Origin of the sequence: Affinundibacterium amnicola (assembly GCF_014284275.1) — a bacterium.
GTDB lineage: Bacteria > Pseudomonadota > Gammaproteobacteria > Burkholderiales > Burkholderiaceae_D > Undibacterium > Undibacterium amnicola.
Map to the genome: position 1 here is coordinate 53,494 of NZ_JACOFU010000006.1, position 25,388 is coordinate 78,881.

Annotated in this window: 27 protein-coding genes; 12 read left to right on the forward strand and 15 right to left on the reverse strand. The window is 46.7% G+C overall.

The window, feature by feature from the left end; all coding sequences use genetic code 11:
• Nucleotides 1-29: 29 nt before the first annotated feature.
• Nucleotides 30-2,870, reverse strand: a complete 2,841-nt coding sequence (locus H8K33_RS14415) for a TonB-dependent receptor (protein ID WP_186891750.1) — start codon at nucleotides 2,868-2,870, stop codon at nucleotides 30-32.
• Nucleotides 2,871-3,505: 635 nt separating this feature from the next.
• On the opposite strand from H8K33_RS14415, the gene H8K33_RS14425 reads away from it, so the two are divergent.
• The 9 genes from H8K33_RS14425 (at nucleotide 3,506) to H8K33_RS14465 (ending at nucleotide 11,044) form a co-directional block, all read left to right on the forward strand.
• Nucleotides 3,506-4,285 (forward strand): energy transducer TonB, encoded by a 780-nt coding sequence (locus H8K33_RS14425; RefSeq protein ID WP_186891752.1) that lies wholly within the window; start codon nucleotides 3,506-3,508, stop codon nucleotides 4,283-4,285.
• A gap of 45 nt (nucleotides 4,286-4,330) precedes the next feature.
• Nucleotides 4,331-5,065: a MotA/TolQ/ExbB proton channel family protein gene (locus H8K33_RS14430; RefSeq protein WP_186891753.1), complete on the forward strand. Its 735-nt coding sequence runs from the start codon at nucleotides 4,331-4,333 to the stop codon at nucleotides 5,063-5,065.
• Nucleotides 5,065-5,478, forward strand: a complete 414-nt coding sequence (locus H8K33_RS14435) for an ExbD/TolR family protein (RefSeq protein WP_186891754.1) — start codon at nucleotides 5,065-5,067, stop codon at nucleotides 5,476-5,478. Before H8K33_RS14430 ends, H8K33_RS14435 begins: the two co-directional genes overlap by 1 nt.
• Before the next feature lie 209 nt (nucleotides 5,479-5,687).
• Nucleotides 5,688-6,203, forward strand: a complete 516-nt coding sequence (locus H8K33_RS14440) for a rhodanese-like domain-containing protein (RefSeq protein ID WP_186891755.1) — start codon at nucleotides 5,688-5,690, stop codon at nucleotides 6,201-6,203.
• 9 nt (nucleotides 6,204-6,212) lie between these two features.
• On the forward strand, nucleotides 6,213-7,214 hold the full coding sequence (gene epsC, locus H8K33_RS14445) for a serine O-acetyltransferase EpsC (protein ID WP_186891756.1): 1,002 nt from the start codon (nucleotides 6,213-6,215) through the stop codon (nucleotides 7,212-7,214).
• Nucleotides 7,214-7,480 (forward strand): helix-turn-helix domain-containing protein, encoded by a 267-nt coding sequence (locus H8K33_RS14450; protein ID WP_186891757.1) that lies wholly within the window; start codon nucleotides 7,214-7,216, stop codon nucleotides 7,478-7,480. Before epsC ends, H8K33_RS14450 begins: the two co-directional genes overlap by 1 nt.
• A gap of 98 nt (nucleotides 7,481-7,578) precedes the next feature.
• Nucleotides 7,579-8,508, forward strand: coding sequence for a family 2A encapsulin nanocompartment shell protein (locus H8K33_RS14455; RefSeq protein ID WP_186891758.1), 930 nt, complete (start codon nucleotides 7,579-7,581; stop codon nucleotides 8,506-8,508).
• Nucleotides 8,483-10,354: a family 2A encapsulin nanocompartment cargo protein cysteine desulfurase gene (locus H8K33_RS14460; protein ID WP_186891759.1), complete on the forward strand. Its 1,872-nt coding sequence runs from the start codon at nucleotides 8,483-8,485 to the stop codon at nucleotides 10,352-10,354. The genes H8K33_RS14455 and H8K33_RS14460 overlap by 26 nt, the downstream gene beginning before the upstream one ends.
• Nucleotides 10,355-10,471: 117 nt before the next feature.
• The gene (locus H8K33_RS14465) at nucleotides 10,472-11,044 is read left to right on the forward strand and encodes an alpha/beta fold hydrolase (protein WP_186891760.1); all 573 of its coding nucleotides are present in this window, start codon (nucleotides 10,472-10,474) and stop codon (nucleotides 11,042-11,044) included.
• A 23-nt stretch (nucleotides 11,045-11,067) separates the two neighbouring features.
• Here H8K33_RS14465 and H8K33_RS14470 read toward each other — a convergent pair whose 3' ends face one another.
• The 7 genes from H8K33_RS14470 to ccmC form a co-directional block, all read right to left on the reverse strand.
• Nucleotides 11,068-11,817, reverse strand: a complete 750-nt coding sequence (locus H8K33_RS14470; RefSeq protein WP_186891761.1) for a tetratricopeptide repeat protein — start codon at nucleotides 11,815-11,817, stop codon at nucleotides 11,068-11,070.
• The gene (locus H8K33_RS14475; RefSeq protein ID WP_246443632.1) at nucleotides 11,814-12,290 is read right to left on the reverse strand and encodes a cytochrome c-type biogenesis protein; all 477 of its coding nucleotides are present in this window, start codon (nucleotides 12,288-12,290) and stop codon (nucleotides 11,814-11,816) included. Before H8K33_RS14475 ends, H8K33_RS14470 begins: the two co-directional genes overlap by 4 nt.
• A complete protein-coding gene (locus tag H8K33_RS14480) occupies nucleotides 12,283-12,822 on the reverse strand; it encodes a DsbE family thiol:disulfide interchange protein (RefSeq protein ID WP_186891762.1) in 540 nt (179 codons plus the stop codon). The genes H8K33_RS14475 and H8K33_RS14480 overlap by 8 nt, the downstream gene beginning before the upstream one ends.
• Entirely contained in the window at nucleotides 12,819-14,774 is a 1,956-nt protein-coding gene (locus H8K33_RS14485; protein ID WP_186891763.1) for a heme lyase CcmF/NrfE family subunit, read from the reverse strand. Before H8K33_RS14485 ends, H8K33_RS14480 begins: the two co-directional genes overlap by 4 nt.
• Nucleotides 14,775-15,132: 358 nt before the next feature.
• Complete coding sequence (ccmE, locus tag H8K33_RS14490) at nucleotides 15,133-15,600, reverse strand: cytochrome c maturation protein CcmE (RefSeq protein WP_186891764.1); 468 nt, start codon at nucleotides 15,598-15,600, stop codon at nucleotides 15,133-15,135.
• Complete coding sequence (gene ccmD, locus H8K33_RS14495; protein WP_186891765.1) at nucleotides 15,597-15,887, reverse strand: heme exporter protein CcmD; 291 nt, start codon at nucleotides 15,885-15,887, stop codon at nucleotides 15,597-15,599. The genes ccmE and ccmD overlap by 4 nt, the downstream gene beginning before the upstream one ends.
• Nucleotides 15,874-16,686 carry a heme ABC transporter permease CcmC gene (gene ccmC, locus H8K33_RS14500; RefSeq protein WP_186891766.1) on the reverse strand — a complete coding sequence of 271 codons (813 nt, stop codon included), beginning with the start codon at nucleotides 16,684-16,686 and terminating at the stop codon, nucleotides 15,874-15,876. The genes ccmD and ccmC overlap by 14 nt, the downstream gene beginning before the upstream one ends.
• Nucleotides 16,687-17,114: 428 nt before the next feature.
• Between ccmC and H8K33_RS14505 the strand changes: the two genes are divergently transcribed.
• Nucleotides 17,115-18,572 (forward strand): MBL fold metallo-hydrolase, encoded by a 1,458-nt coding sequence (locus H8K33_RS14505; RefSeq protein WP_186891767.1) that lies wholly within the window; start codon nucleotides 17,115-17,117, stop codon nucleotides 18,570-18,572.
• 194 nt (nucleotides 18,573-18,766) lie between these two features.
• On the opposite strand, the gene ccmB is transcribed toward H8K33_RS14505, so the two are convergent.
• Nucleotides 18,767-19,435 carry a heme exporter protein CcmB gene (gene ccmB, locus H8K33_RS14510; RefSeq protein WP_186891768.1) on the reverse strand — a complete coding sequence of 223 codons (669 nt, stop codon included), beginning with the start codon at nucleotides 19,433-19,435 and terminating at the stop codon, nucleotides 18,767-18,769.
• 3 nt (nucleotides 19,436-19,438) lie between these two features.
• On the reverse strand, nucleotides 19,439-20,071 hold the full coding sequence (gene ccmA / locus H8K33_RS14515; protein ID WP_186891769.1) for a cytochrome c biogenesis heme-transporting ATPase CcmA: 633 nt from the start codon (nucleotides 20,069-20,071) through the stop codon (nucleotides 19,439-19,441).
• A gap of 214 nt (nucleotides 20,072-20,285) precedes the next feature.
• Between ccmA and H8K33_RS14520 the strand changes: the two genes are divergently transcribed.
• Both H8K33_RS14520 and H8K33_RS14525 read left to right on the forward strand, forming a co-directional pair.
• A complete protein-coding gene (locus tag H8K33_RS14520; RefSeq protein ID WP_186891770.1) occupies nucleotides 20,286-21,344 on the forward strand; it encodes a sulfate ABC transporter substrate-binding protein in 1,059 nt (352 codons plus the stop codon).
• A gap of 111 nt (nucleotides 21,345-21,455) precedes the next feature.
• Nucleotides 21,456-21,746: a hypothetical protein gene (locus H8K33_RS14525; protein WP_186891771.1), complete on the forward strand. Its 291-nt coding sequence runs from the start codon at nucleotides 21,456-21,458 to the stop codon at nucleotides 21,744-21,746.
• Nucleotides 21,747-22,081: 335 nt separating this feature from the next.
• Here H8K33_RS14525 and H8K33_RS14530 read toward each other — a convergent pair whose 3' ends face one another.
• The 5 genes from H8K33_RS14530 to H8K33_RS14550 form a co-directional block, all read right to left on the reverse strand.
• Nucleotides 22,082-22,555 carry a c-type cytochrome gene (locus H8K33_RS14530; RefSeq protein ID WP_186891772.1) on the reverse strand — a complete coding sequence of 158 codons (474 nt, stop codon included), beginning with the start codon at nucleotides 22,553-22,555 and terminating at the stop codon, nucleotides 22,082-22,084.
• A gap of 100 nt (nucleotides 22,556-22,655) precedes the next feature.
• On the reverse strand, nucleotides 22,656-23,624 hold the full coding sequence (locus tag H8K33_RS14535; protein ID WP_186891773.1) for an SMP-30/gluconolactonase/LRE family protein: 969 nt from the start codon (nucleotides 23,622-23,624) through the stop codon (nucleotides 22,656-22,658).
• Nucleotides 23,625-23,635: 11 nt separating this feature from the next.
• Nucleotides 23,636-24,232, reverse strand: a complete 597-nt coding sequence (locus H8K33_RS14540) for a peroxiredoxin (protein ID WP_246443634.1) — start codon at nucleotides 24,230-24,232, stop codon at nucleotides 23,636-23,638.
• A 53-nt stretch (nucleotides 24,233-24,285) separates the two neighbouring features.
• Complete coding sequence (locus tag H8K33_RS14545; RefSeq protein ID WP_186891775.1) at nucleotides 24,286-24,990, reverse strand: c-type cytochrome; 705 nt, start codon at nucleotides 24,988-24,990, stop codon at nucleotides 24,286-24,288.
• Between the two features lie 2 nt (nucleotides 24,991-24,992).
• On the reverse strand, nucleotides 24,993-25,373 hold the full coding sequence (locus tag H8K33_RS14550; RefSeq protein WP_186891776.1) for a hypothetical protein: 381 nt from the start codon (nucleotides 25,371-25,373) through the stop codon (nucleotides 24,993-24,995).
• Nucleotides 25,374-25,388 lie beyond the last annotated feature (15 nt).

Consider the following 25,388-nt stretch of genomic DNA (forward strand, 5'->3'; position numbering starts at 1 on the left):
CCACTAACCTGATTCTTTTCAAGTTTAGCTTACAATTTTCCACTCAAAGTAACACCTATCCAACGTGGTATCGCAGGAGTATAACTATTCCAAGTGCGCAAAATATCCGTCTTATCGTTGAAGGCATTTTTGACGACCAGACTGACATCAAAGGATTGGTTTTTGCTGCCAATGCCGATGGCCAAATCTGTCAAATAGCGCGCGGGAATTACGCTATAGCTGGATAAGGCATTGTCTGAGTTGTACTTGCTGCTGTATTGGGTGTTGGCACTGGCGTGAAATTCTTTGTTGCCAAAAATGGGCAAGCGATAATCAACACCGATATTGAAACTCAGTTTAGCCGCGCCAGGCAAGGTTTCGCCGCTGAGGCTGCGGTAAGCCGCGGCACCGCTGTAGCCATTCTCTGCTGGTTGGGCAGAGTTAGGGAAATCTTTAAACTTTGCGTCATTGTAGGCGGCAGAGAATCGGAGTGTGGTGTTTTGTATGCCGGAGTAAACCCCGTCAATTTCCAATCCCTGCGCTCTGACTTTGGGGGCATTGCCAGTGGCAGAGGTGTAGTAATTTTGTCCGTCATTATTCAAGTTGGTGGTGTAGACATCGAGCACGCGCACACCTTGTTGATAGTCTTTAATGTCCATCACAAATAAGGCCGCGTTCAAGATTAAATTGCCATCGAATAGAGAAGATTTTGCACCTAGTTCAAAGGCATTGGTTTTTTCCGCTTTGACTTTGTTGGAAACGCCATTAGTGACCTGTGAGATACCAGCTTTTTCACCGTACTGCCATGAAAAGTACGAAGTCAGATTGTCGTTAACGCGATAGGATGGGCTCAACACGAATGAAGGCAAGCCACCTTGGAATGGCTCAGCATCGATCTCGTTAAAAATGACGCCGATCTGCGATTGACGGATAGCCTTTGCTGCTGCGATTTGCGCTTTTTGCGTCGCGCTCAAGTTGTTATAAGTTGCGCCCGCATCACCAGCGATCGTGCTACCAAAGTATTTATTCGCGACTCGGTCAGCCAATGCCAACTGGGCTGCGCTGTTTCCGCTTGCTAATACGCCAGCGCTATTTGAATTGAAACCACCTAACTGCACGCCGTTCACCGCGACAGGATTGAGTTCTGGCGCATTGCCTTGATCGCGAATAAAGGTACTGGCTTTATTACGACGTTTTTCATAGGTATAGCGCGCACCCGTGGTGACGGTCAACGCCTCATTAATATGCCAATCCGCTTGAGAGAAGAGTGCGGAACTCTTATTCTGAATTTTTTGTAAGCCGGTAGGGCTGTTAAACGCCATTTTCAGACCAGCCAATGAGTTTTGCAAAAGATAGCGTCCAGCGCCATCTTTATCCAAAGTCGTATATTGCGCATTCGAAGCAAACCAAGCACCGGCGTCATTGCCCCAAATTTTTTGGTATTCAGAGCTATTATCAACCTGCAGCAAAAATACGCCGGCCTGATAGTCAACGAAGCCACCTGGTTGTGAGGTCAAGCGAATTTCTTGACTGCGTTGTTTATAGTCATTCCAGAAACCACCCGAGTTGCGATGGATATCGAATGGTGTACCTTCATCATTGACGGCGTTGAAGTGATAATCCTTGTAAGCGGTAATCGAGGTCAGCGTATGGGTTCCCAGATTCCAATTTAATTCGGCGGTGGCACCATTGCTTCCGGTAACCAAGGCGCGCGCAGCATCATTAGAGACTGCACCCTGACCAGCGCCGTACAAATAAGTATTGTCGTAAGTGTAGAGTGGATCTTGATTGAACCAGCGGCGATTGAGTCGTGTCTTCGCATCGGTCGCTAAAGTATTCACACTGCCATTTGCATAGGTGCTTGGCGTTGGTGTGTTTAATACACGTCCGTTGGTCGCTTCACCACCGCGTGGCTGGGCATCAAACGCAAGGCGTGCGCTAAAGTCTTTGTTCGGTGTGATGAGGAATTGCGCACGCCCTGAAACTCTATCTTTATTCGTATAAGTGAAGTCTCTGTTGTATAAATTGTCGACATCGCCACGCGCCTTGCTGACACTTAAACTACCGCGCCAAGCCAGCAGTCCATCAATAATGGGACCACCCGCTGAGAAGCGTCCCTGTACCGTGTCTAATTGACCTAACGTGACTGCGTAGCTGGCGTCAGGTGTAAAGGAAGGGCGACGGGTGCTGACGTTAATCACACCTACGCTGGTATTTTTTCCTAACAGCGTACCTTGTGGACCACGCGTAACCTCGACAGCTTCCACATCAGTGAAATCATAGCTAGAGGAAAGTGCATTGTAGGCATAGTTAACGCCATCGACGATTAGACCGACGCTAGGATCTTGTGCTTCGGTTTGACCTTGTTTGCCAATACCACGAATCGACAAACTACTGGTACGTTGATTCCCTTGATTCCACGAGACATTCGATACCCGTTGTGAGATAGCGCCGATATCGGTGGCTTGCAAGCGATCAAGTTCTTTACCAGTCACCACGGAAACGGACAGCGGAACATCTTGTAGTCGCTCGAGGCGGTTGCGGCTGCGCACGGTGACTGCACCCAAGAGTTCAGGTTCTTCCGCTTCTGCTTTGGTATTGGTATTCGGTGGCGTCGTCGTTGTGCTTGGCGATGTGTTTGCCAGATTGTCAGTCGTGCTGTTGGCGGTTTTGTTGAGTGCTTGCTTTGCGATGATTTCTTTCAAGCGCGCGATTTCCGCTTGTAGTTCGGCCACGCTTGCTGTGCTTTGCTGCGCAAAGGCGCTACCGCTGCTGAGCAAGGCCAAACCGGCAAACACAGCGGCGATAGGTCTTAAGGTAAATGGCGCTCGCTTGCCTAGCGATGTTCGTGGGGATGCAATGGATGTGGTGGTGATAATGCGGGAAGACATAAATACTCCAGTTGAATAAATAAGATACGCTTGGATAAGTGCTAAAGAAAATCCTAAGTATTGCAACTAGCATGCCACCTAGCTTCCTACCTCAGTTTTTGGCGAAGAGTTCGACTGCCTATTTCCGTCGATTTTTATCTATGAGATACAGTCAATTTGATGGTGTTGAATTAAGCTGGATAGTTGGCAATCTTCTGTTGTGGTTGGTGCTCGATACGCCATATTGTTTGATTGAATTTGAACAGTTTTTTCTGTTGAGTTTTGCACACTTAGATAAGACATGTTTGGAAAACGACATAAGAATTGCGTTTGTCATTTGATTTCTAAATATGCTTTTCTGTATTTGGCAACACTAAAAATTGTTGACGTTGAAAAAAGAATGCACCTTGAGCTTATTTGAAAATCACCCATCGATAACAAAAAAATCGTGGTGCTTGGTCACGCTGCGGATTCTCGCGCAGGTCTAGAATTTTCCTGTGGAGAATGCGCCATGAATTTTCATTTCTTATTTTATTCATGACATTACGCTGTTGCGTTTTCAACAGAAAATGCGTGAAACGTGCTGGCATACTTTCTGCTAAAGCTCCTCTTACACAAGTTGTGCAAGTTTTTCCATATCGTTGAGAGGATGCCCCATGAGCAGTTTAACTTTTGAAAGTGCCGGTGTTTATCATCGCCGCGCTGTCGTCAGACGCCAATACCAGGCCCATCAAAAAGTGGCGACGAAACAGAATGTCACAGCGGCAGCAGTTGCTCTGATTGATGCATCCACTGCACGCCGTCAAGCGGAAGCTGATGTGGCAAGCAAGTCCAAGCGCTCGCTCGCTATCTTAACAAGCGCAATCTTCGCTTTGCATGCGTATGGCTACTATTGGATCAGTCAGCCAGGTAATAAAGAAGCCTTGGCAAAGTTTAGTCCGATGACGATAGAGATCGCACCACCACCGCCAGTCGAGAAGCCCAAACCACCGGAGCCAAAGTTGGTCAAAGTCGTGCCACAAAAAGCATTGCCGATTCCAGATCATGTACCTGTCGTGAATACACCCGCTGAGACTGTTTCTAGCTCAGCAAATACGGTCGCCGTGGCGGTAGCGCCACCGCCTGCACCACCCGCGCCTCCGCCAGCGCCTGAGCCTGTTACAGAGCCACGTGGCTTCGCTGGCTACAAGAATAATCCTGCACCGAATTATCCAGCGGTCGCACAGCGCCGTGGCTTGGAAGGCACAGTCGTGTTGCGCGTCAAAGTATTGGCAACGGGTTTTCCTGATGATGTGCAAGTGTCGAAATCAAGTGGGCACATCGTGCTCGATGAAGCTGCGATTAAGGCTGTGTTGAGCTGGACATTTGATCCTGCCAAGCGCGGTAAAACACCGATCGATGGTGTGGTCTCAGTGCCGATTATTTTTAAGATTTAATTTCACAAATTTCCTATTTTATTTTTTACAGAAAGACGCAATAACATGAACGAACATATTCAAAAACTGATCGTCGATGGCACGCTGTATGGCCTGGTATTTTTTTCCGTGATCACCTGGATTTTAATTATCGCTAAAGGCGTCCAGCACTTTCGTCTTGGTCGCCAAAATAGGGTTTTTACCAAACAATTTTGGGGTGCTAGCAATCTCGACGCTGCTGCCAATTTGTCTGATACCACGGGCGCGAAAGCGCGTCTGGCTGCTTCGGGTTTTAGCGCGTTATATGTGGTCGATGGTGAGAGTCCAGATCTTGAACATAGTTGGGATAGGCAAGAGTTGTTGGAGCGTCACCTACGTCAACAGATTCAAAAGGAATACGAGTCTTTGGAATCGGGTCTAGCAGTCTTGGCCTCAATCGGCAGTACTTCGCCATTTGTGGGTTTATTCGGTACCGTGTTCGGTATTATTCACGCCTTAACTGCATTAAGCAAAGCGGCTTCACCAAGTATTGATATTGTAGCTGGACCACTAGGGGAAGCATTGATTGCAACGGGTGTCGGGATTGCAGTTGCGGTTCCTGCTGTGCTTGCCTATAACTTTTATTTACGTCGCTTAAAACTGGCATCGGCTGACTTGGATAGCTATGCGACTGACTTCGTGAATCTGGCGCAGAAAAGTGGTTTCCGCGTAAGCAAACCTGTCGCCAAAGTTAGCGCGACACAAAGTCAAGGTGGTAGTGCCGTTCATGTCAATAATCAAGTCATAGGAGTGGCAGCATAATGGGCTTCTCAACTGGAAAAAGCGCGGGCGATTTGAACAGCGAAATCAACGTCACTCCCATGGTTGATGTGATGTTGGTGCTTTTGGTCGCCTTTATCATTACGATTCCGGCGGTACAAAATGCAGTAAAAATTAATTTGCCAAAAACTGCAGCCACGGCACCTCTCACTGAGATTAAACCGATTACTGTCAGTGTCGATGCCGATGCTAAGGTCTATATCAATAAGCAAGAAGTCACGGTAGAAGGTTTGGAAAGTGATTTGAAATCACGCGTGACGGCGACCCCTGATATTCCGGTTAATTTCCAAGCAGACGAGGGAGTTCCCTATCGTTCGGTAGCAAAGGCGATTGCCAGCATACAGCGTTCAGGTGTCACAAAATTGTCTGTTGTGACTTCACCGACGGGATCGTAATCGCAGTCACAAACTAGCAAGCACAACACACCACCTTGTCGTAGAAAAAGCCAGCTGTCGAGCTGGCTTTTTCTACTTTGAATTTGGACATATTCATTTTTCAATGATCGTTCATCAATTTAATTCGTTTTATGTTGTGATGTATTTCGATACATTGGCACACATTGCTTATGTTGCAGATCACCATCTGCTTAGTTCGAAAGATTTTTATGACGACCTCACAACTTGAACGCCCTAAATCCGATTTTCATCACACGGAAATTATTGTGCCTTTGGGCGTGGAAGACACTACCGTGTTACAAGCACGACAGTTAGCAAAACAACTGGCTTTACCATTTGCTGGCAGTTTGCCGCCTATCGATGCATGGCGTTTGTTTCATGATCAGCAAGCGATCCTTATTGATGTTCGTACCATAGAAGAACGCAAGTTTGTCGGTTACATACCCGATACTTTGCACGTAGCGTGGGCGACCGGTACGGCGATGAATCGTAACCCACGCTTTGTCAAAGAAGTCGAAGCCAAAGTCAAAGATAAGAATGCCTTGATTCTCTTGCTATGTCGTAGCGGTAAGCGTTCTTATCTGGCAGCCGAGGCCTTAAGCAAGGCAGGCTATAGCAATGTCTTTAATATCGACGAAGGCTTTGAAGGTGATTTAAATGACGCGCAACAACGTGGATCTTTAGGTGGATGGCGAGCCCGTTCCTTGCCTTGGATACAGGATTAGGGACATTTCATGAATTCCAGATTTCAATCCATCTCCCCATCGGTGTTAACGCATTCAGCTAAACCATCTCGTACGTCGATTTTTGCCATCGATGAGGTTGTCGAACAATTGTCTCAGGTGCGTCAACAGTGGCGCAGCGCGCAGCAACGTTCGAATGAACCGGGTGGTCGTGAATTGCCCTCACGGGATGCCTTAGGAAAGATCATTACTGATCTGCGCGGTGCCTTGTTTCCTATGCGTTTGGGGCCACCAGAACTCAGGCAAGAGAGCGAAGATTTTTATGTTGGTCATACGCTCGATACGGTCTTACATTCTTTGTTAGCGCAGGTACGTTTGGAGCTCAGTTATGTTGCACGATTTAAGAAATCCGACAAGCTAGAGCATGAACTTCATTTGGAAGACAGCGCAGTTGAAATTGTCCAACAGTTTTCTCGTGCATTACCATCGATACGGCGTTTGCTGGATAGTGACGTGATCGCTGCTTATCAAGGCGATCCGGCGGCGCGTAGCGTTGACGAAGTTTTATTGTGTTATCCCGGCGTGCTGGCGATGATACATCATCGGATTGCCCATCAACTGTATTGCCTAGGAGTGCCTTTGCTGGCGCGCATAGTCGCTGAGATCGCACATGCTCAGACTGGTATCGACATCCATCCGGGTGCAAGTATCGGTGCTGGTTTCTTTATCGATCACGGTACTGGGGTCGTGATTGGAGAAACGACGATTATCGGTGAACGGGTCAGAATTTACCAAGCCGTGACCTTGGGCGCCAAGCGTTTTCCAGCTGATCAAGAGGGCAATTTACATAAGGGCTTGGCACGTCATCCTATCGTCGAAGATGAGGTCGTGATTTATGCTGGTGCCACGGTTTTGGGACGTATTACCTTGGGACGTGGTGCTGTCATTGGCGGTAATGTTTGGATCACGCAAGATGTGGCTGCGGGTAGTCATGTGAGTCAAGCCAATCTCAAGCACGATCAAGCGCAAGCTGAACATGAGGCGAATCGATAATGCAGATTATTTGTGACAGCTTTGGCATCGCGGTTCGGCAGCTCAGAATGTATCAAGCGATTTCTCAAGAAGAGTTAGCAGAAAAAGCCGATCTCAATCGTTCGTACATTAGTGAAATTGAATGCGGCAAAGTCGTTCCATCGATTATCACCATGGACAAACTAGCCGTCGCCTTAGAAACCAATCTCAGTGATCTGATACTTCTTTATGAAAAACTCAGACGCAGACATGGTGCGCATACGAGTTTGATTGCCCTAGCAGCCTAATTTTTAAATTTTATTTTCTTGTCAGGAACTTCGATTTTGATCGAGGTGGGGCGAGCTTTTGCCTAGATTTTTTAACCGCAGTATAAACAGGAGCAACTATGTCAGATTTACCGATTCCGAATCAAGCGCTCAGCGATAACGCCGCGCGTCAACTAGCCAATGCAACTAAGACCGTTGCCCAGCTTTCCACCATTTCGCCACGCTGGCTGGTACATCTTTTGCAGTGGTTGCCAGTAGAGGCTGGTATTTACCGTCTAAATAAAGTGAAGAATCCACGTGATGTAAGAGTGGCTTGCTCACAACGTGATGAATCGGAATTACCGCAAACTTTCGTCGATTACGACGAGCAACCGCGTGAATATTTCCTGAACGCGGTGTCAACCGTGCTCGATGTTCATACCCGAATTTCTGATCTGTATAGCAGCCCACATGATCAGATTAAAGAGCAATTGCGTCTGACTGTCGAGACCATCAAAGAGCGGCAAGAAAGTGAGCTGATCAATAATCCGGATTACGGCTTGTTAGCGAATGTCGCCGATGAACAGCGCATCTCAACTTTGACAGGCGCACCGACGCCTGACGACTTTGATGATTTGATTACTAAAGTGTGGAAAGAGCCAGGTTTCTTCCTTGCGCATCCATTGGCGATTGCCGCATTTGGTCGTGAATGTACGCGTCGTGGTGTGCCACCGCCAACCGTCAGTTTGTTCGGTTCGCAATTTTTGACATGGCGCGGTATTCCTCTAGTGCCTTCCGATAAATTGCCGATCGAAGACGGCAAGACCAAGATCATTTTATTGCGCGTAGGTGAAAAACGTCAGGGCGTGGTCGGTTTGTTCCAACCAGGTTTGGCAGGCGAACAAAGTCCAGGTTTGTCTGTGCGTTTCATGGGCATTAATCGCAATGCGATTTCATCTTATTTGATTTCCTTGTATTGCTCATTAGCGATTTTGACAGACGATGCGATTGCAGTTTTGGATGACGTAGAGATCGGTAAATACCATGACTATCCTGACACCTACAAGTAATCGTAGTGATCACCAAACTGGTGATATAGGCGGGTCGCCGATTGATGAGGCGACCTTGAATCGATTGGCGGGTGAGTTCTTTGCGAATATTCCCGGCGCGGCACAAATGGCGAGTCACTTTATTGGCGGCTCGGCGGCCAGTTCTAGCCCAACTACTCCACGCAGTCATGCTGCCAGTGTTCCCCTTATCGAACCACAGCTAGCTCAATCGGGAACGCCGGCATCTGTCACTACAGCCGCGATTGCGCAAGGCGTACCTGTCGATTTTGCTGCTGCTTTACCACATCACGGACTTGCTGCACACCCCAGCGAGCAGGCCTACTATTTTCTGTCAGCGGACAATCAATACGGTAGCAGCGATCACCAATTAGATACGCTGGCGGGTTTGGCAACAGGGAAAGCTGATCAATCTGTGGTGGCACAAAGTTTTGGTTTGCCTGGGCAGCTTCATTTGCAAGGACAGCCGAGATCAAGGGACGAGTCATCTACACTGGCGCAAACAGCTTATACCCCAACTCTAGTGTCCTTGAAACAAAATCCAGCATCCAGTTTCTATTTTGAGCAGGCTAATCAGTTTTATTGGGATCAAGCACCTGCCATTCGTCTGCAACACAGTGGCGTACAAGCACCGTTTGACATCAATGCGGTACGTAGTGATTTTCCGATTTTAGCGGAACGTGTGAATGGCAAACCATTGGTCTGGTTCGACAATGCGGCGACGACGCAAAAGCCGCAAAGTGTGATTGATCGTATTAGCTATTTTTACGAACATGAAAACTCGAATATTCATCGAGCAGCACACGAATTAGCGGCACGTGCGACCGATGCCTATGAAGCGGCACGTCAAAAGGTCGCGAATTTTCTTGGTGCGGCTTCGACCAATGAAATTATCTTTGTACGTGGAGCAACCGAAGCAATCAATCTGGTCGCACAAACTTTTGGGAAGAAGTTTATTGGCGCTGGCGATGAAATTATCGTTTCACATTTAGAGCATCATGCCAACATCGTGCCGTGGCAACAATTAGCGGCTGAAAAAGGCGCGGTGATTCGGGTGATTCCTGTTGATGATAGTGGACAAATTTTGTTGGACGAGTATCGTAAGTTACTCAACCATCGCACCAAGTTAGTCGCTGTTACGCAAGTATCTAATGCATTGGGTACGGTAACGCCGGTTCAAGAAATTATCGCCATCGCACATAGGGCTGGCGCGAAAGTCTTGATTGATGGTGCGCAAGCCGTGTCGCATTTGGCGGTCAATGTGCAAGCACTCGATGCGGATTTTTATGTGTTCTCCGGCCATAAAGTATTTGGTCCAACAGGCATCGGTGTGGTGTATGGTAAGCAGGCCTTGCTCGATCAATTGCCACCATGGCAGGGTGGCGGCAATATGATTGTCGATGTGACTTTCGAACGCACGCAGTATCACGCTGCACCAGCGCGTTTCGAAGCGGGTACTGGGAATATCGCTGATGCTGTCGGTTTAGGCGCAGCGATTGATTATGTGCAAAAACTGGGATTAGAGAAAATCGCCTTGTATGAGCATGCTTTACTTGAGTATGCGACCCAAGGACTGAAAACGATTCCTGGCGTGCGCCTAATCGGTACAGCGCACGAGAAAGCGAGTGTAGCGTCGTTTGTGTTGGCTGGGTATTCTACCGAAGAGGTAGGTAAGGCTTTGAATGAAGAGGGCATTGCAGTACGTTCTGGACATCATTGCGCGCAACCAATTTTGCGTCGATTTGGGGTGGAGGCGACAGTACGGCCTTCGTTTGCTTTTTATAATACTTGTGAGGAGATTGATCGTTTGATTGCTGTGGTGCGGCGATTGGCTAATGCTCGGAAGTAGGTGGTGTGTTTTTTTGGGGAATCCTTCCAGTTTTTTTGGAGGGATTTTTTTGCATTTGTGGGTTTACAATATTCTTTGAATGTATTTTGTGAAACCAGCGTTTTGGGAGGTATAAGCGTGGACAATTTTTCTGACTATGACTTCATCATACAACCCGGGTGGAAAAACTCGGGTAGCGATCATTGGCAAACGCATTGGGAACGTGTGCTCGATGCCAAACGCGTTGCCAATAAAGATTGGGAAGAGCCAGCACTAAAAGACTGGCTTGATGGTTTGGATACGGCGATTGGGCAATGCGCTAAACCTGTGGTGGTGATCGCTCATAGTCTGGGTTGCGCTACCGTCGCTCATTACGCGGCAAACTTCCCGCAGAAGATTCATGCAGCCTTACTCGTTGCGCCTGCTGATGTCGAAAGAGAGAATGCGCCGAGCACCCTAGGCAGTTTTGCTCCATTACCACAACTGGCATTACCATTTTCAAGCCGTGTGATCGCGAGCACCAATGATCCATTTTGTGATCGAATACGTGCCGAGAAATTTTCGGCTACCTGGGGTTCTAGCGTGGTGTATCTGGTCGCCGCTGGTCACATTAATACGGCATCAGGTCATACTGAATGGAATTCTGGTTTGGAAGAGTTACGTAGCCTCTTGGAGATCGCAGGTCGATCAAAACAGATGGACGCTGCTTAATGAGTTTTTCTAGTAAAGTTATTTTATTGTGCTGATTCTCGTTGCATCAATTCCGCCTTATCAATCCCGGCTTGAATTGAGCGTGCGATATCGGAATCTGGCTCAGCATTTTTAAGAATGTTCTTCCAAGTCGTGATTGCCACGGCATAGTCTTTATGCTCAAATGCAGCACTGCCATAGAGCGCCAAAGCTTGTACATAATTTGGATCGATACGCAAAGCGCGTGCGATTAATTGTTCTGGTTCGCCGACTAGGGTTTGCGAACTAGCCATTGCTAAAGTCACCGCATAATCCGTCCAAATCTCTGCATCATTGGGCTGAATACGCACTAGATTTTTATATGCTTCTATCGCTTGAGGAAAACGGCGCAAGGTCTCATACGAACGCGCCAGCATGCGCCAGCCTTTGGCATCGTCGGGATTGCTTTCCATTTTTTTAGCTAAACCCGCTACCATTGCTTCAATCTTTTCTGGCGTCATTTGTGCGTCGGCTGCCAAGCTGGTGAACGGTGCAATTGCCTCGGTGTCTTTCGCTTTTGCAGCGTCGATAGCTTTCGGATTGCCAACGATGGCGTATAGAAAACTCGCAAGAAAAATCACGCTGATAGTCAGAAGTAAGCAGAGACTTTGTGTTTTGCTGGAAGTGGATTCGTTTGCTACCGTGTCGTCCTCAGAAAAAATGGATTGACCGTTTTCGGCGCGACGTAAGCCAAACACAATAAAGCTCAGGGCTATCAGTAACAGAAATAAAGCGCTTAAGGAAAATAAGGTCATGATCTTTGCTCCTCTGAATTGATGTCTAAGTCACTAACTGAGTCATTCATTGTGTCTTCATCTGATTCAGTTCGCAAACGATGTTGCGCTTGTCTGAACTTGTTCATCAAGACACTAGCAGCAATCAAAAGAAATAGGGCGGGGCCAAACCACAATAGCCAGGTTGAGCTTTGCACCGGTGGTCGATACAGTACGAAATCGCCATAGCGTTGCACCATATAGTCGCGTACTTCCGTGTCGCTACGACCTTGTTTTAGCTGTTCACGCACTTGAGATTTTAATTGCACTGCGAGTTCTGCATGCGAATCTGCAATGCTTTGATTTTGACAAACCAGGCAGCGTAGTTCTTCCGTGATACTTAGCACACGCTGTTCAAGCTTGGATGGTTGTTGTGCAAAAACAGGGCTAGCAACAATGATCAAACTGCATGTTAGAGCACATAGTTGCTTCATGAATGGAGCGAATTTATTCATTTTCTAGCTTCGCAATCAAAGGCAGAAGTTTGTTATTTACAACCGAGTCCGTTAGCACACCGACGTGCTTAAGCCGTATCACACCACGCTTATCAATCACAAAGCTTTCTGGTACGCCATACACACCATAGTCGATGCCGACACGTCCGTCCGCGTCGATGACAGACCACAGATAAGGATTGCCAAATTGATTGAGCCATGCTTCTGCCGCATCCACTTTGTCTTTGTAATTTAGACCAATTAAGGGAACTTGATGCTGCCTAGCGAAGCGCAATAACACTGGGTGCTCTTCACGGCAAGAAACGCACCAAGAAGCCCAGACATTGAGTAGCCAAACTTGACCGGCCAAGTCTTGCGGTGTTGCGATTTTCTCTAGTTGGTCTAAGCGTGGTAATGAAAAGTGAGGTGATGCTTTGCCAATCAACGGAGAAGGCAGTTCTTGCGCATTGTCGCGTGATGAGCTGATCAAACCTAAACCAAGAAAAAAGGCGAGGGATAAAAATATCAGCAAAGGCCAGAGAAAACGTTTCATTTCGTGGTCTCCTTCGCTGATTGCGAGCGACGATAACGTCGATCAGCAGCGGCGATAAAGCCACCAAGTGCAATCAGAATACAGCCCGCCCAAATCCAGCTAATGAAAGGTTTGATCTGTATCTTCACGACCCAACGATCATCTTTCGTCGCTTCGCCCAAAGAGACATACAGATCGCGGAAGAATCCACGATCTATCGCTGCTTCTGTCATCGGCATGTTTTGCACCGTGTAGATGCGTCGTTCAGGTTTCAATGTCGTAATCGATTTCCCTTCCTGCATTACTTTAAAACTGGCACGTACAGCGACGAAGTTCGGTCCGTTCACTTTGCGCAGATCGTCAAAATTAAAACGCAGTCCGGCTATCTCTACGTGCTCGCCAACGCCTAAGCTGAATTCGCGACCTTGTTCCAAACCTTTGACTAAACTAACGCCAGTTAGAAATACCGCAATGCCCAAATGCGCGATGATCATGCCCCAATAGCTAGCGCCGAAACTTTGGCATCGCCGCCATAAGGGCGAATCTGTTTGTGATTGCCGCAGGCGTTGAAGTACATGGTTTAAGGTCGCTAAGCTTATCCAGACCGCCAGACTCAAACTTAGTACAAGGAGCGGTGAATATTTAAGTATCGACCAAATCAAAACTGCAAATATGAGGCTCAGAACAATCATCCACTGTAAAGCCGAAAAGATTTTTCTAATACTCGTTTGCTTCCATGACAAATAGGGTCCCACCCCCAGCAAAAACAAAATCGGTAACATCAATGGCACAAACACGGCATCGAAGTAGGGCGGTCCTACAGACATCTTCCCTAGGTTCAAAGCGTCTAAGAATAGCGGATACAAAGTCCCTAACAAGATTGCCGCTGCGGCTACAAACAGAAACAAGTTATTCAACAATAAACCAGCATCACGCGAGAACCAATGAAAACCTTTGCCACCACCCAGCTGCGGCGCACGCCAAGCATATAGGCTCAGTGAACCACCAACTACTAGCACCAAAAAAACTAAAATGAAAAGACCACGTCGTGGATCTGACGCGAACGCATGCACTGAGGTCAAGACGCCGGAGCGAACCAAGAAGGTGCCCAGCAAAGACAGTGAAAAACATAGTATGGCTAGTAACACAGTCCAGCTTTTGAAGCTGGCACGCTTTTCACTAACCGCTAAACTGTGTATCAACGCGGTGCCTAATAGCCAAGGCATAAACGACGCATTCTCTACGGCATCCCAAAACCACCAACCGCCCCAACCGAGTTCGTAGTAAGCCCAGAAGCTGCCAAGGAAAATGCCTAATGTGAGAAATGCCCATGCCACCAAAGTCCAAGGACGTGACCAGCGTGCCCAAGTTTCATCCAACTGACCACGCAATAAACCAGCGATGGCAAAAGCGAAAGCAACGGAGAAACCAACATAGCCCATGTATAGCAAAGGTGGGTGAAAGATCATGCCAAAGTCTTGCAGCAATGGATTCAGATCGCGCCCATCGAAAGCAGCAGGTATCGTCCGTGAAAAAGGATTGGAGGTGAACAAGGTAAAGCTCAGAAACCCGATGTTAATCCAACCCATCACCGCCAACACACGCGCTACCAAATCTTCACTCAATTGACGACTATAGTGAGCAACTGCCGCCGTCCATGATGTCAGAATTAATATCCACAATAAGAGTGATCCTTCATGTCCACCCCAACTCGCAGCGACACGAAAATACACAGGTAAACGCGAGTTGGAATTGTGTGCGACGTAGCTGACCGAAAAATCATTTTGTATAAAGGCGGTCACCAAAAAAACAAAGGCGAATACGGAAAATAGCCACTGGCCCCATGCCAACGGCCGCGCCAAAGCAAGCAAGTGAGCATCTCCACGCCAAACGCCAATCAAGGGTGCGACGGCTAAAACACTGGCGAGGCAGAGAGCCAAAATTAAAGAGAAATTACCTAGTTCTGGCAGCATATGTTTTTGAATTGAAGGCTAGATTGAGTGAAACTGTTTTGCGGTATTGGATCGATTCAGAAAATTTGTATTGCAATTTCTTAGACTATTTGGTGTCATACAGGACTTGATCTCAATGCTGTCCGGAATAATTTTCTTGACAGTTTTAGTTTGAAACTCCCTTCTCCCGCAAGCGGGAGAAGGGACGGGGATGAGGGAGCTTAAGGTTTGAACAAAATCATTAGAAGGCACCATTTTTTGTCGACGCTTTACATGCTTCAATCTTACAAATACATCGCAGCAGCCGAACCACCCTCACCCTAGCCCTCTCCCGCTAGCGGGAGAGGGGATGTTTAAACACCCAGTTGGTCGCGAATTATTAATTCTTATTCTTTTGAGCCTGCTCAGCCTGATCCAAGGCATATTTAGCTTCCGGCGGCATATAGTTTTCATCGTGTTTTGCTAACACCAAGTCGGCGACGAATATCGATTTCGCATCCAGTTTTCCTTGCGCTACCACGCCCTTACCTTCCTTAAACAAGTCCGGCAAAATGCCACGATACCGTGCCTCGATTTTTTGTACTTTATCGGTAATCACAAATTGCACGGTCACGCCATCCGCCGAGCGCTGCAAACTACCTTGTTCCACCATGCCGCCAATCCGAAACGAACTCTGCTGAGGTGCTTCACCATTGATCACCTGACTTGGCGTAAAAAAGAACACCAAATTTTTTCGAAACGCCGACAAAACAAACCATGCCGCCAATCCCAATAAGCTCAAACCAGCGACCACTAGCAACAGACGTTTATGACGTGTCTTGAGAGGCTTTTTTACCAGATCATTCATCGCAGTTGGCTCGCTTGGTTCTGACTGAGGACATCGTAATGAGTCAAAACTGTTCTTGATTTTTCTGCAGTTGCTGCGACGACTCGCTCAAACGCTTGGTCTTGTTCTAAGGCGCGTTGCGGCGACAATTTTTGCTGTGCGCAATGTAATTTTATGGCTGCCCGATTGCGGGAAAAAACATAGAGTACTTCCCAGATGATGAAGCTAAAGAAGACACTGTACGAGCCCCAAACATAAAGTCCATACCCGCCCATCGCAAAAAAGTCTTGGTAGCTAAGCCAGCTCATGATGTGATCCTTCTGTTCGATATGTACACGAACAAGTTTGCTGTAATGTCTGTGTCAACCAGGGCGCTTGATTTTCTCGCTCTAGAATAATTGCCCGTAATCGCCACAAACTAATGGCAATCGCATAGGCCCATATCGACACAGTCATTACTAACATTCCAGTTAACATACTGGCTGCCATGGTCGGTGCGCTCTTCAAACTTACCGAAGCACCTTGATGCAAGGTGTTCCACCACACTACGGAAAAATAAATAACAGGTACATTCACCACGCCAACGATCGCTAATATGGCGCTAGCCTTATCCGCTCGTCGCTTATCATCAATCGCAGCATGCAAAGCGATGAATCCTAAATACAAAAATAGAAGAATTAATTCTGACGTCAAACGTGCGTCCCAAACCCACCAAGCACCCCAAGTGGGGCGTCCCCACAGAGCACCAGTCCATAAGGCAAGAACCGTCATGAGCGCGCCGGTCGGCGCTAAAGCTTGTGCCATCATGCTAGATAGGCGGGTATTGAGTACCAAGCCCAAGATCGCCCAGAAACACATCGCAAGATAAATCAGCATCGACAGCCATGCCGTTGGCACATGAATGAAAATAATTCGATATACCTGACCCTGTTGGTGATCTTCAGGCGCGACAAAAAAGCCGATATATAAACCGACTATGCCAGCGACCATGGCGATCAAAAAACTGCTAATCACTAAAGGATACAGCCACGGGAAAACAGCTTGTGGTGCAGCAAAGCGTAACCACAAATTGATTTTCGTTGAAGCTGATGGCAATGCTGTTGTCATGACAAATTGAATCCATTCAAAATCGATATATTCATGTACGTTTTTCGCATAAAAATCAGAGCAAAAAAAATAGCCCACGTCCGAAGACATGGGCAAAAACCAATTCTTGGGGAGAACTGGGGGAGACGAAAGAACTATAGCGAAGCGATGAAAAAAAGTATGCGAATTTATTCAAATATGCTTATGCATCAACTTTCGAATATCTGTTCGATAGACATATCATCCATTGAGGTTGTCCTATTAATAGATTCCTGTTGTTTTGATTTGAACAGAGTTAAATTCGCGAAAGCGCAAAAATCAACAGCGCATCCATTTTGGTGCACGGAATTGAACGACATATATTGGAAAAAGATGAAATAGCTTGGTATGGTTTTTGCAGTTTGCAGAGAGGAAAACTTTTTTTACCTCTTTCAACAGTAAGGAACTTCATGAAAAATGCCAAACTCTCTACGCTAGTTGCTGCCGTAACTATTGCACTCTCTAGTCAAATTGTATCCGCCGCTGATCTGCAAACCGCAGCATCGCAACTCAACGCTACTAATACCAAAAACATAGAATTTTCTGGCACAGGCTATTGGTATCAATTCGGTCAGGCACCGCATCCAAAATTAGCTTGGCCACAATTTGATTTAAGTAGTTACAAAGCCAGTATCAATTTCGATGATGCTGCGGCACGCGTGCAAATCGTGCGTAAGCAAAGCATAGAAAAAGGCCGTGATCGCCCGACGCCGGTTGAGCAACGTCCAGATCAATACGTACAAGGCAATTACGCATGGAGTTTGGCGACACCTGTGAACGCGAGTGCGCCAACGGCTAGCGCACAACCTGCAGCTGTAGAAGAACGTACTGCCGAAATTTGGTCAACGCCACAAGGTTTTTTGAAAGCCGCGTTGGTCAATAATGCGACTAGTAAAAATCTCAAATCCGGGGTTGAAGTGTCTTTCAAAGTGAATGAAAAATATCGCTATGTCGGCATCATCAACGCCAAGAATCAAGTCGAAAGTATCAAGACTTGGATCGATAATCCTGTACTCGGTGACACTTTGATCGAGACCAAATTTAGTGCTTACAAAGATTTTTCTGGTGTCTCTTTCCCAAGTCAGATTGTACGTCTGCAAGGTGGATTCCCAGTCCTTAAACTCAATATCGACGAGGTGAAAGCGAACACTGACTTCAATCTCAGTGCGCCGCAGAATGTTGTTGATTTCAAAGCGCCTGCTATCACAGTGAATGCTGTCAAGCTTGCTGACGGTGTGTTTCACTTGACTGGTGGCACCCACAATAGTGTGGCGATTGAACAGACTGATCATATCGTTGTGGTCGAAGCACCATTGAATGAAGCTCGCTCGTTGGCGGTGATCGCAAAGGTGAAAGAAGCCATACCCGGTAAACCAATCAAGTTCTTAGTCAACTCACATGCGCACTTTGATCACGCTGGTGGTTTGCGCACCTACGTCGATGAAGGCAGTATTATTTTGACGGAAGAGCAGAATCTCTCTTACTACCAAAGGATCTGGGCCGCGCCACATAGCATTAATCCAGACAATTTAGATCGCTCTAAGAAAGCTGCACTGTTTAAAACCTTCAAAGGCAAATTGGTGTTGAATGACGGTAAGCGCAAGATTGAAGTGCATTCAATTGCTGGCAACAGTCACAACGATGCTTTCGCTTTAGTTTATCTTCCAGCTGAAAAAATATTGATTCAAGCGGATGCCTTTAATCCACCAGCAGCTGGTACGCCGATTCCGGTTCCAGCGAATCCTTTCTCTGTGAATTTGTACAGTAACATCAAGAAACTGCGTTTAGATGTTGAGACAATTGCTGGCTTACATGGAGCAAAGGCGGTTGGTCTTGCTGATTTACAGGCTTATATCGGGCAACAATAGTAGCTTACAATGTCGTACAGCCTTCGGCATCAATTCGTTTGAGCCGGAGGTTTTTTATTTTTTGAGAGTAGTTACTGTCGGATGATGGAACAATTAATTGTGGTTGAGCATTAGCATAATCATCTAGCTGATATCAACATCCCTAGGATTAGTAGACGAAAGAGTTTGCTGGATTCTATGGTAAATAGTCAGCATCATTCATAATGAATCCGCAATGCTAAAGCAATCAGCCACGGACTGAGCACCAAAGAACCCGTAAATATCGCTGCCAATAAATACAAATACGGTTCGGCTGACAGCCCAATTAAATCCGCATGCACTGCGCCGCTACCAAAAATTAAGACAGGAATAAACAAGGGCAAGATCAAAAGAGAAATCAATATACCACCGCCGCGTAAGCCTAAGGTTAATGCCGCACCTATGCCACCCAAGAGACTAAGGCTGGGCGTACCGAGTAACAAAGCTAGTAGCAGATGCGTGATCGCAATCCCAGGCAAATCAAACAATAAGGCCAACACAGGTGCGATCAAAAGCAAGGGGAGACCTGCAATCAACCAGTGTGCCAATAATTTTCCCAAGACTAGCACGACCAAAGGCTCAGACGATAACAATAAATATTCCAGGCTGCCATCTTCCGCATCTTGGACGAATAAGCGATGCAGTGACAACATCGATGCCAATAATGCCGCCACCCAAATAATGCCGGGTGCGATACCGCGCAATATAGCGATTTCAGAGCCGATGCCTAGTGGGAATAATGTACACACGATTACAAAGAAAAATAGTGATGTCAGCACATCCGAACGTCGTCGGTACGCTAATAGCAGGTCTCTATTTACGATGCTGATAAAGCTTTTCCACATGACTTAGCTTCCCAAATGCAGGCGCTTGCTGGCAACCGATGCGTACTGGTGAAAGTTGAATTCTTGATGACTGGTGTACACCACGATACCGCCTTGATCTACATGTTGAGCCAAGCGCGTCAATAATAAAGTGATGCTGGCATTGTCTAAGGCGCTAAATGGTTCATCTAAAATGAGTAGTGTTGGTAAGTCTGGTAAAAACAAACGGGCTAACGCGACACGTTTTTGCTGGCCTTGCGATAAGACCCGCGCTGGCAAATTGACTTGCGCTGATAGGCCGATCGCAAGCAGCGCGTTGATGATCTGCGCTTGCGTGTCATGACGCGCATTTAGTTGTGAGATGTGGTGTAAATTTTCGAAAGCGTTTAAATCAGCTTTAATACCGTATTGGTGACCGATATACAGTAATTCAGAATGAAAAAAATATCTGTCTTCGTTTATCAAGCGCCCTTTCCACAATATTCCATCAGCCCGCGCTGAACTTAATCCGCATAAGAGGCGCAGTAAACTGGTCTTGCCAGCACCGTTGCTTCCGGTTACCCATAGGCTTTCGCCTGCTTGCAAATCGAAGGAAATATCGGAAAAAAGTTGTCGCTCGCCGCGCGAGTAAGTTAGGTTGTGGACGGTTAAAGCCATAAGTCACTGTCAGTAAACAAAGTGCTAGTGTAAAACGATGATTTTCTGAAGCAAAGGAAGTTAATCATCTATGTTTATCTGCTTGTTGATGAAAGCAGTTTCGTGTTTGTCGATTATCTTTATGCGTTTTCTATCTATGTAAAGAATAAAAAATTCGTTTTCCTAATAAGAGAATCCTAGCAATATGGCAGCTTCATTCTTGAGGAGTCCATTTATGCTTGATCGTCACGCTTTAGCAAAATCTGTCATACAGAAAAATCAAAGTTTACGCCGAGTTAGTTTGATCGCAGCTCTATTAGTCGGGGCTGGCTTGGCTTGGACCACACCTAGTATGGCGCAGGGCAATGGTAATATTTTGAATGCTTCATATGACGTGACCCGTGAATTATTCAAGGATATCAATCCGGCATTTGTCGCTGAATGGAAAAAGAAGACCGGCGAAACCATCGTGATCAATCAATCGCATGGCGGTTCCAGTAAACAAGCGCGTTCGGTGATCGATGGTCTTGACGCTGGTGTGGTAACGATGAATCAGGCTAGTGATATTGATATTCTGGCGGAAAAAGGCTTGGTGCCAGCCACATGGAATAAAGCATTTCCGAATAATTCTTCGCCATTTTATTCGACCATGGTGTTCTTAACGCGTAAAGGAAATCCTAAGAAAATCGCGTCGTGGGAAGATCTGGGTAAGGCCGATTTAAAAATCATTATTCCCAATCCAAAAACTTCTGGCAATGGACGCTATTCTTATTTGGGCGCATGGGGCTCGGTGATTAAAGCCGGCGGTAACGAAGCGCAAGCTCGTCAATTGACGGAACGTATTTTTAAAAATGTTCCTGTGTTAGATGGCGGTGGTCGCGGTGCAACAACCACATTTACGCAACGTGAAATTGGCGATGTACTGGTCACTTTTGAAAACGAAGTGCAATTGATTAAACAAGAATTTGGCGATAACTTTGATGTGGTCTATCCAAAGATTTCCATCCTTGCAGAATCGCCTGTTGCGGTGGTTGATAAAGTCGTTGATAAACTTGGCAACCGTAAGCAGGCGACAGCTTATTTGCAATTTCTGTATTCAGAAGCCGGGCAAGAAATTATCGCAAAACATTACCTGCGCCCACGCTCTGAGCTGGCTGCAAAAAAATATGCGGCCAATTTTAAGCCGGTGAGCTTATTTACGATTGAGGATGTGTTTGGTGGGTGGAAGCAAATTCAGAAGAAGTTTTTTGATGATGGGGCTGAGTTTGATAAGATTTATCAGAGTAAAAAATAGTGTAATTGTTTGCTTGGGGTGAGTTGTCACCTTACTTGAAAACGCAGAGTCTCGTGGGGGTGGCTCTGCGTTTTTTGTTTTTGGTTTTCTGCATTTTTGGGGTCTTTGGTTTTGAATACTTTCTTTGTTTCTTTAAGTTCTGAGGTCGGGTGTGGCCCGACAGCCACTCACTTTCTTTGCTTCGCCAAAGAAAGTGAGCAAAGAAAGGCGACCACGCTGCCACTGCCCTTCGGGTTCCCAATTGTGCAGGACAAAAAATGGGAAAGTGTTGAAACTCGCTTCGCTCAAACAGCAACACTTTCTTTATCCATTTTCTGCCCTGCACAATTGGCAGTGTCAGATGTGGATGAAAGTCAAAAACAACGACCTACAACAGCTGATAGGAAATTGACTGCCCGTTGATACCGATTGTTTTGATGTTGGGGTTGTTTTTGAATTCGCTTTTGACCTACCTCCGTTTGAGACGATGTAATTTGTGCGTCACAGAAAATGGATAAGAAAGTGTTGTTGTTTGAGCCGAAGGCGAGTTTCAACACTTTCCCATTTTTTGTGATGCACAAATTATGCTGGAGCGTAGCGTAAGCACCCCGTAGGGGCGAGTCTACGGTCGCCTTTTTTGGATTACCTTTTTTGGCGAAGCAAAAAAGGTAATTGGCTGTCGGGCCACACCCGACCTGTGAACGATGAGATCGGGAGAAGTTAAAACAAACTCTAAAATTTAGAGGAAGAAAAGTGTCTTAATCCTTAGTCTTAAAATCATCATGACAAGCCTTACAAGTCTTGCCCAAAGCCCCAAACTGCGCCTTCACAGCAGCCTGATCACTATTAGCTGCAACCTTCGCCAATTCATTGGCTTCTTTAATAAAGTTACCCGCCAATTCACCAAAACGCTTATCCGTAAAAGCTTCTGGTTTGGTCGATGTATCATGCCAGCCCTTACCCTTATCACTGCCAGGTGCAAATAAAGAACCTAAACCAGCATTCGCCACCGCAGCAATCGTGTTAGCAGCTTTTACCACTTCCTCTTTGTTATAAGTACCTTCGACGTTTGCCTTAACGCGCCCATTATTCCAAGCAATAACTTGAAACGCTGACTGCCGCCATTTAATTAATTGCTCTGGTTTTGGTGCGTTTTGTGCCACCGCGACAGCCGATCCTGAAAGTATCGCGATCGTCAGCAAAGGTGCGAGGATTTTTTTTAGTTGCGGCATAAGTTCTCCTAATTTGAAATTAAAAAGTGATGAAGCTTGAAAAACACGCCGCGTCTCCACAGCACGACGTGATGGTGAAAATGAGTAAGTGAAGTAGCGATTACTTTGCACGACCACTAAAGCCTGTCGTCAAAGTCTGAATCCGATAAGCAGAGCCGCGACCAACGGCGTACAGAGCATCTTTATTCTTACCAGCGAAGGCGATGTTTTGTGGACTCTTAGGTAGCACGATGACACCCTGCGCTTCACCATGTGGACTGAAGACTTCGATGCCAGCATTCGTCGCGACATACAAGCGACCTGCGCCATCGATAGCCAAACCATCGGCACCGCTGCTAAAGCCATTGTCGGTTCTACGCCAGCCTGCGAGTTTGGCAAAATGGCGGCGTTCGCCTATGCTGCCATCGCTATTGAGTGTATAGGCCAAGACATGTTCACCTAGCGTATTGGCAACGTAGAGTGTTTTTTCATCTGGGCTCAGTTGTATGCCGTTCGGACGCTCAATGTCGCTGGCGATGCGGCTCAATTGTCCTTTCGCATCGATCTTATATACCGCGGGTTTCGCGGTTATCGTTGGGTCTGGCTTGACTGGTCCATTGGCACCAGAATCTGTGAAATAGACAACGCCTTTACTGCTGACCACCAGATCATTTGGGCGGCCAAATTTTAAACCCTCGTAGTTGTCGGCCAAGGTGCGAGCACGCTCTGGCGGATAAACGATACCAACACGTGTTTCCAGAACTTGAACTGCGTACAAATCGCCATTCGCGGTGAATCCTAAACCATTGGATCCATTCGTATTGCTGAGAAAATTACTGGTGCTGCCGTCTTCTGCAATGCGCGTGATGCGATTGTCCTGCGTTTCAGTGAATAAGAAACTGCCATCGGGATGACGCACCGGGCCTTCGGTACCTTTGAAGCCTTCTTTGATCAATTCGATTTTGGTACCTGCATGGACGACGCCTGTGATGGCTGGCGTGACTTCTTGTGCATGGATAGGCGCACCAGCGGCGATGCTAGAAATGACGAAGGCGAGTGCTGCGCGGTTTTTCCAATTGTGAGTATGCATGTCGGGTTTCCTTAAGATTTTTTGGCAGCGATTTTTTGCACAATGGCTAAGCTTTTTTCGACGTTTTCAAATGGCGACACACCACCGACCGTGGCATTAATCTTGCCATCGGGTGTGATGATGAAGGTCGTGCGTTCGGCGAATCCATGGTCTAAATCTTTACCACGACTATCCTTGCGGCCCGCTTGTGCTTCACGAATGGTCAGCTCATAGGATTTAGCGATCTTGCCATCAGCGTCTGAAGCGACGGAGATTTTTCCTGCGCAAAAATCTGGATCAGCCGAGAAATCATTTAAGCGTTCTATGCTGTCTAAGGACACGCCAACGATGCTGGCACCAGCTGCTTTAAATTTCTCGGCACTCTCTGCGAAACTATGTGCCTGAATATTGCAACCGTTGGTGTAGGCCGATGGATAGAAGTAAACGACGACCGTGCCTTTCTTTAATTGCTCTTTTAAGGAATAGCTAAATGCCTTACCTGCGAAGGATGCCTTTGTCGTGAAGTCGGGTGCAGTCTGGCCTTCTTTGAGTGCGGCGATGGCTGAACTAGCGATTGCTAAGCCGACGAGAGTGCTGGTCGCGGTTTTATAGAATAGGGATTTCATCATGTGCTCTTTTTAAAAATGTGGTGAGAATTTCGCTTGTTTTTTCGCTTAACGATTTATCGGGCATTCGCTAAATAACTCGCCAAACTATCAATTTCATGGTCTTTCAGTGCTTGCAGTGATTTATTCATGACACCGCTGTGGTCATTGCGACGTTGACCACTACGCCAGTCCAACATCTGTTTTTGCAGATAGCGCCATTCTTGTCCGTGTAAAAGCGGCGCGCTGCGTCCTGCTGCTTTGCTGTGACAACTGATACAGGCGACGATGCTGCGCTGACTGTCACCTTGTTCAAATAGCTGTTGACCTAGGTTCTGGGACGACTCTTGATTCGCCTCGCCTCGCATGGGTTTTTGTGCAGAGAAGTAAGCAAGAATATCGATGGCATCGTCGTCGCTGATGCTAGTGGCCATCATCTTCATAAAATCATCTTTTCTGGCACCGCTGCGAAAGTCTTGAAGCTGCTTAAACATATACGCGACATCTTGCCCAGCTAGCTTGGCAAATTTAACGATCTTGCCAGCACCGTCTACATGACCGTGGCCTTGTCCATCGACACCATGACATTCCATGCAGCGTTCATTGTCAGCTTTTGCGAAACCTGCCTCTGCATTGCCAACACGTAAGTTTGGTGTGCTAGCCGATGCTTTCGCTTTTGGCGTTGCGTATTTTTTTTGTGCGAGTACGATTTGCGGAAGTAGAACAAGAATCCCGACGATAAAAGAAAAGGCCTGCCATTGCCTGACGATACGCAAGCCCATGTTTATTCTTTCTTGTAAAAAGTGTGGCAGGTGCGGCAAGTTCGCGACAAGTTGGTGGCTGAATCGGTGGCAGCATCAAACTTATTCGCGCTGACCGCCGTGAGAATTTCTACGGTTAAGTCCTTACTTTTCTTGGATAAATCCACGGCATTCTGCGCATCACCGCGTTTGATAAAGTGTTCTTCAACCGTAATAAAAAGGCGATTGAGCTCCTTGGCATCGGCGGTCGATGCTTTAGCATCTTTTAAGGACAAATTGGAAGACAAGCTTTTATTCAAGTCTTCAATGTTTTGCATCAAATCCATGTCTAGATCACCGTCGGCAAAGCAGACACCAGCAAATAAACTACTCACTACAACGAAGCAAACTAAAACTTTACGCATAAATTAATCACAAAT

Bases quoted from the DNA above. Each gene is read 5' to 3' on its own strand.
- H8K33_RS14430 (WP_186891753.1), top strand. From the start codon at position 4,331: ATGAACGAACATATTCAAAAACTGATCGTCGATGGCACGCTGTATGGC.
- H8K33_RS14485 (WP_186891763.1), bottom strand. From the start codon at position 14,774: ATGCTGCCAGAACTAGGTAATTTCTCTTTAATTTTGGCTCTCTGCCTC.
- H8K33_RS14520 (WP_186891770.1), top strand. From the start codon at position 20,286: ATGCTTGATCGTCACGCTTTAGCAAAATCTGTCATACAGAAAAATCAA.
- H8K33_RS14475 (WP_246443632.1), bottom strand. From the start codon at position 12,290: ATGAATAAATTCGCTCCATTCATGAAGCAACTATGTGCTCTAACATGC.
- H8K33_RS14470 (WP_186891761.1), bottom strand. From the start codon at position 11,817: ATGACCTTATTTTCCTTAAGCGCTTTATTTCTGTTACTGATAGCCCTG.
- H8K33_RS14535 (WP_186891773.1), bottom strand. From the start codon at position 23,624: ATGCATACTCACAATTGGAAAAACCGCGCAGCACTCGCCTTCGTCATT.
- ccmA (WP_186891769.1), bottom strand. From the start codon at position 20,071: ATGGCTTTAACCGTCCACAACCTAACTTACTCGCGCGGCGAGCGACAA.
- H8K33_RS14435 (WP_186891754.1), top strand. From the start codon at position 5,065: ATGGGCTTCTCAACTGGAAAAAGCGCGGGCGATTTGAACAGCGAAATC.
- H8K33_RS14530 (WP_186891772.1), bottom strand. From the start codon at position 22,555: ATGCCGCAACTAAAAAAAATCCTCGCACCTTTGCTGACGATCGCGATA.
- epsC (WP_186891756.1), top strand. From the start codon at position 6,213: ATGAATTCCAGATTTCAATCCATCTCCCCATCGGTGTTAACGCATTCA.
- H8K33_RS14545 (WP_186891775.1), bottom strand. From the start codon at position 24,990: ATGGGCTTGCGTATCGTCAGGCAATGGCAGGCCTTTTCTTTTATCGTC.
- ccmD (WP_186891765.1), bottom strand. From the start codon at position 15,887: ATGAGCTGGCTTAGCTACCAAGACTTTTTTGCGATGGGCGGGTATGGA.
- H8K33_RS14460 (WP_186891759.1), top strand. From the start codon at position 8,483: ATGACTATCCTGACACCTACAAGTAATCGTAGTGATCACCAAACTGGT.
- ccmC (WP_186891766.1), bottom strand. From the start codon at position 16,686: ATGACAACAGCATTGCCATCAGCTTCAACGAAAATCAATTTGTGGTTA.
- ccmB (WP_186891768.1), bottom strand. From the start codon at position 19,435: ATGTGGAAAAGCTTTATCAGCATCGTAAATAGAGACCTGCTATTAGCG.
- ccmE (WP_186891764.1), bottom strand. From the start codon at position 15,600: ATGAATGATCTGGTAAAAAAGCCTCTCAAGACACGTCATAAACGTCTG.
- H8K33_RS14550 (WP_186891776.1), bottom strand. From the start codon at position 25,373: ATGCGTAAAGTTTTAGTTTGCTTCGTTGTAGTGAGTAGTTTATTTGCT.
- H8K33_RS14450 (WP_186891757.1), top strand. From the start codon at position 7,214: ATGCAGATTATTTGTGACAGCTTTGGCATCGCGGTTCGGCAGCTCAGA.
- H8K33_RS14480 (WP_186891762.1), bottom strand. From the start codon at position 12,822: ATGAAACGTTTTCTCTGGCCTTTGCTGATATTTTTATCCCTCGCCTTT.
- H8K33_RS14540 (WP_246443634.1), bottom strand. From the start codon at position 24,232: ATGATGAAATCCCTATTCTATAAAACCGCGACCAGCACTCTCGTCGGC.
- H8K33_RS14415 (WP_186891750.1), bottom strand. From the start codon at position 2,870: ATGTCTTCCCGCATTATCACCACCACATCCATTGCATCCCCACGAACA.
- H8K33_RS14455 (WP_186891758.1), top strand. From the start codon at position 7,579: ATGTCAGATTTACCGATTCCGAATCAAGCGCTCAGCGATAACGCCGCG.
- H8K33_RS14425 (WP_186891752.1), top strand. From the start codon at position 3,506: ATGAGCAGTTTAACTTTTGAAAGTGCCGGTGTTTATCATCGCCGCGCT.
- H8K33_RS14440 (WP_186891755.1), top strand. From the start codon at position 5,688: ATGACGACCTCACAACTTGAACGCCCTAAATCCGATTTTCATCACACG.
- H8K33_RS14505 (WP_186891767.1), top strand. From the start codon at position 17,115: ATGAAAAATGCCAAACTCTCTACGCTAGTTGCTGCCGTAACTATTGCA.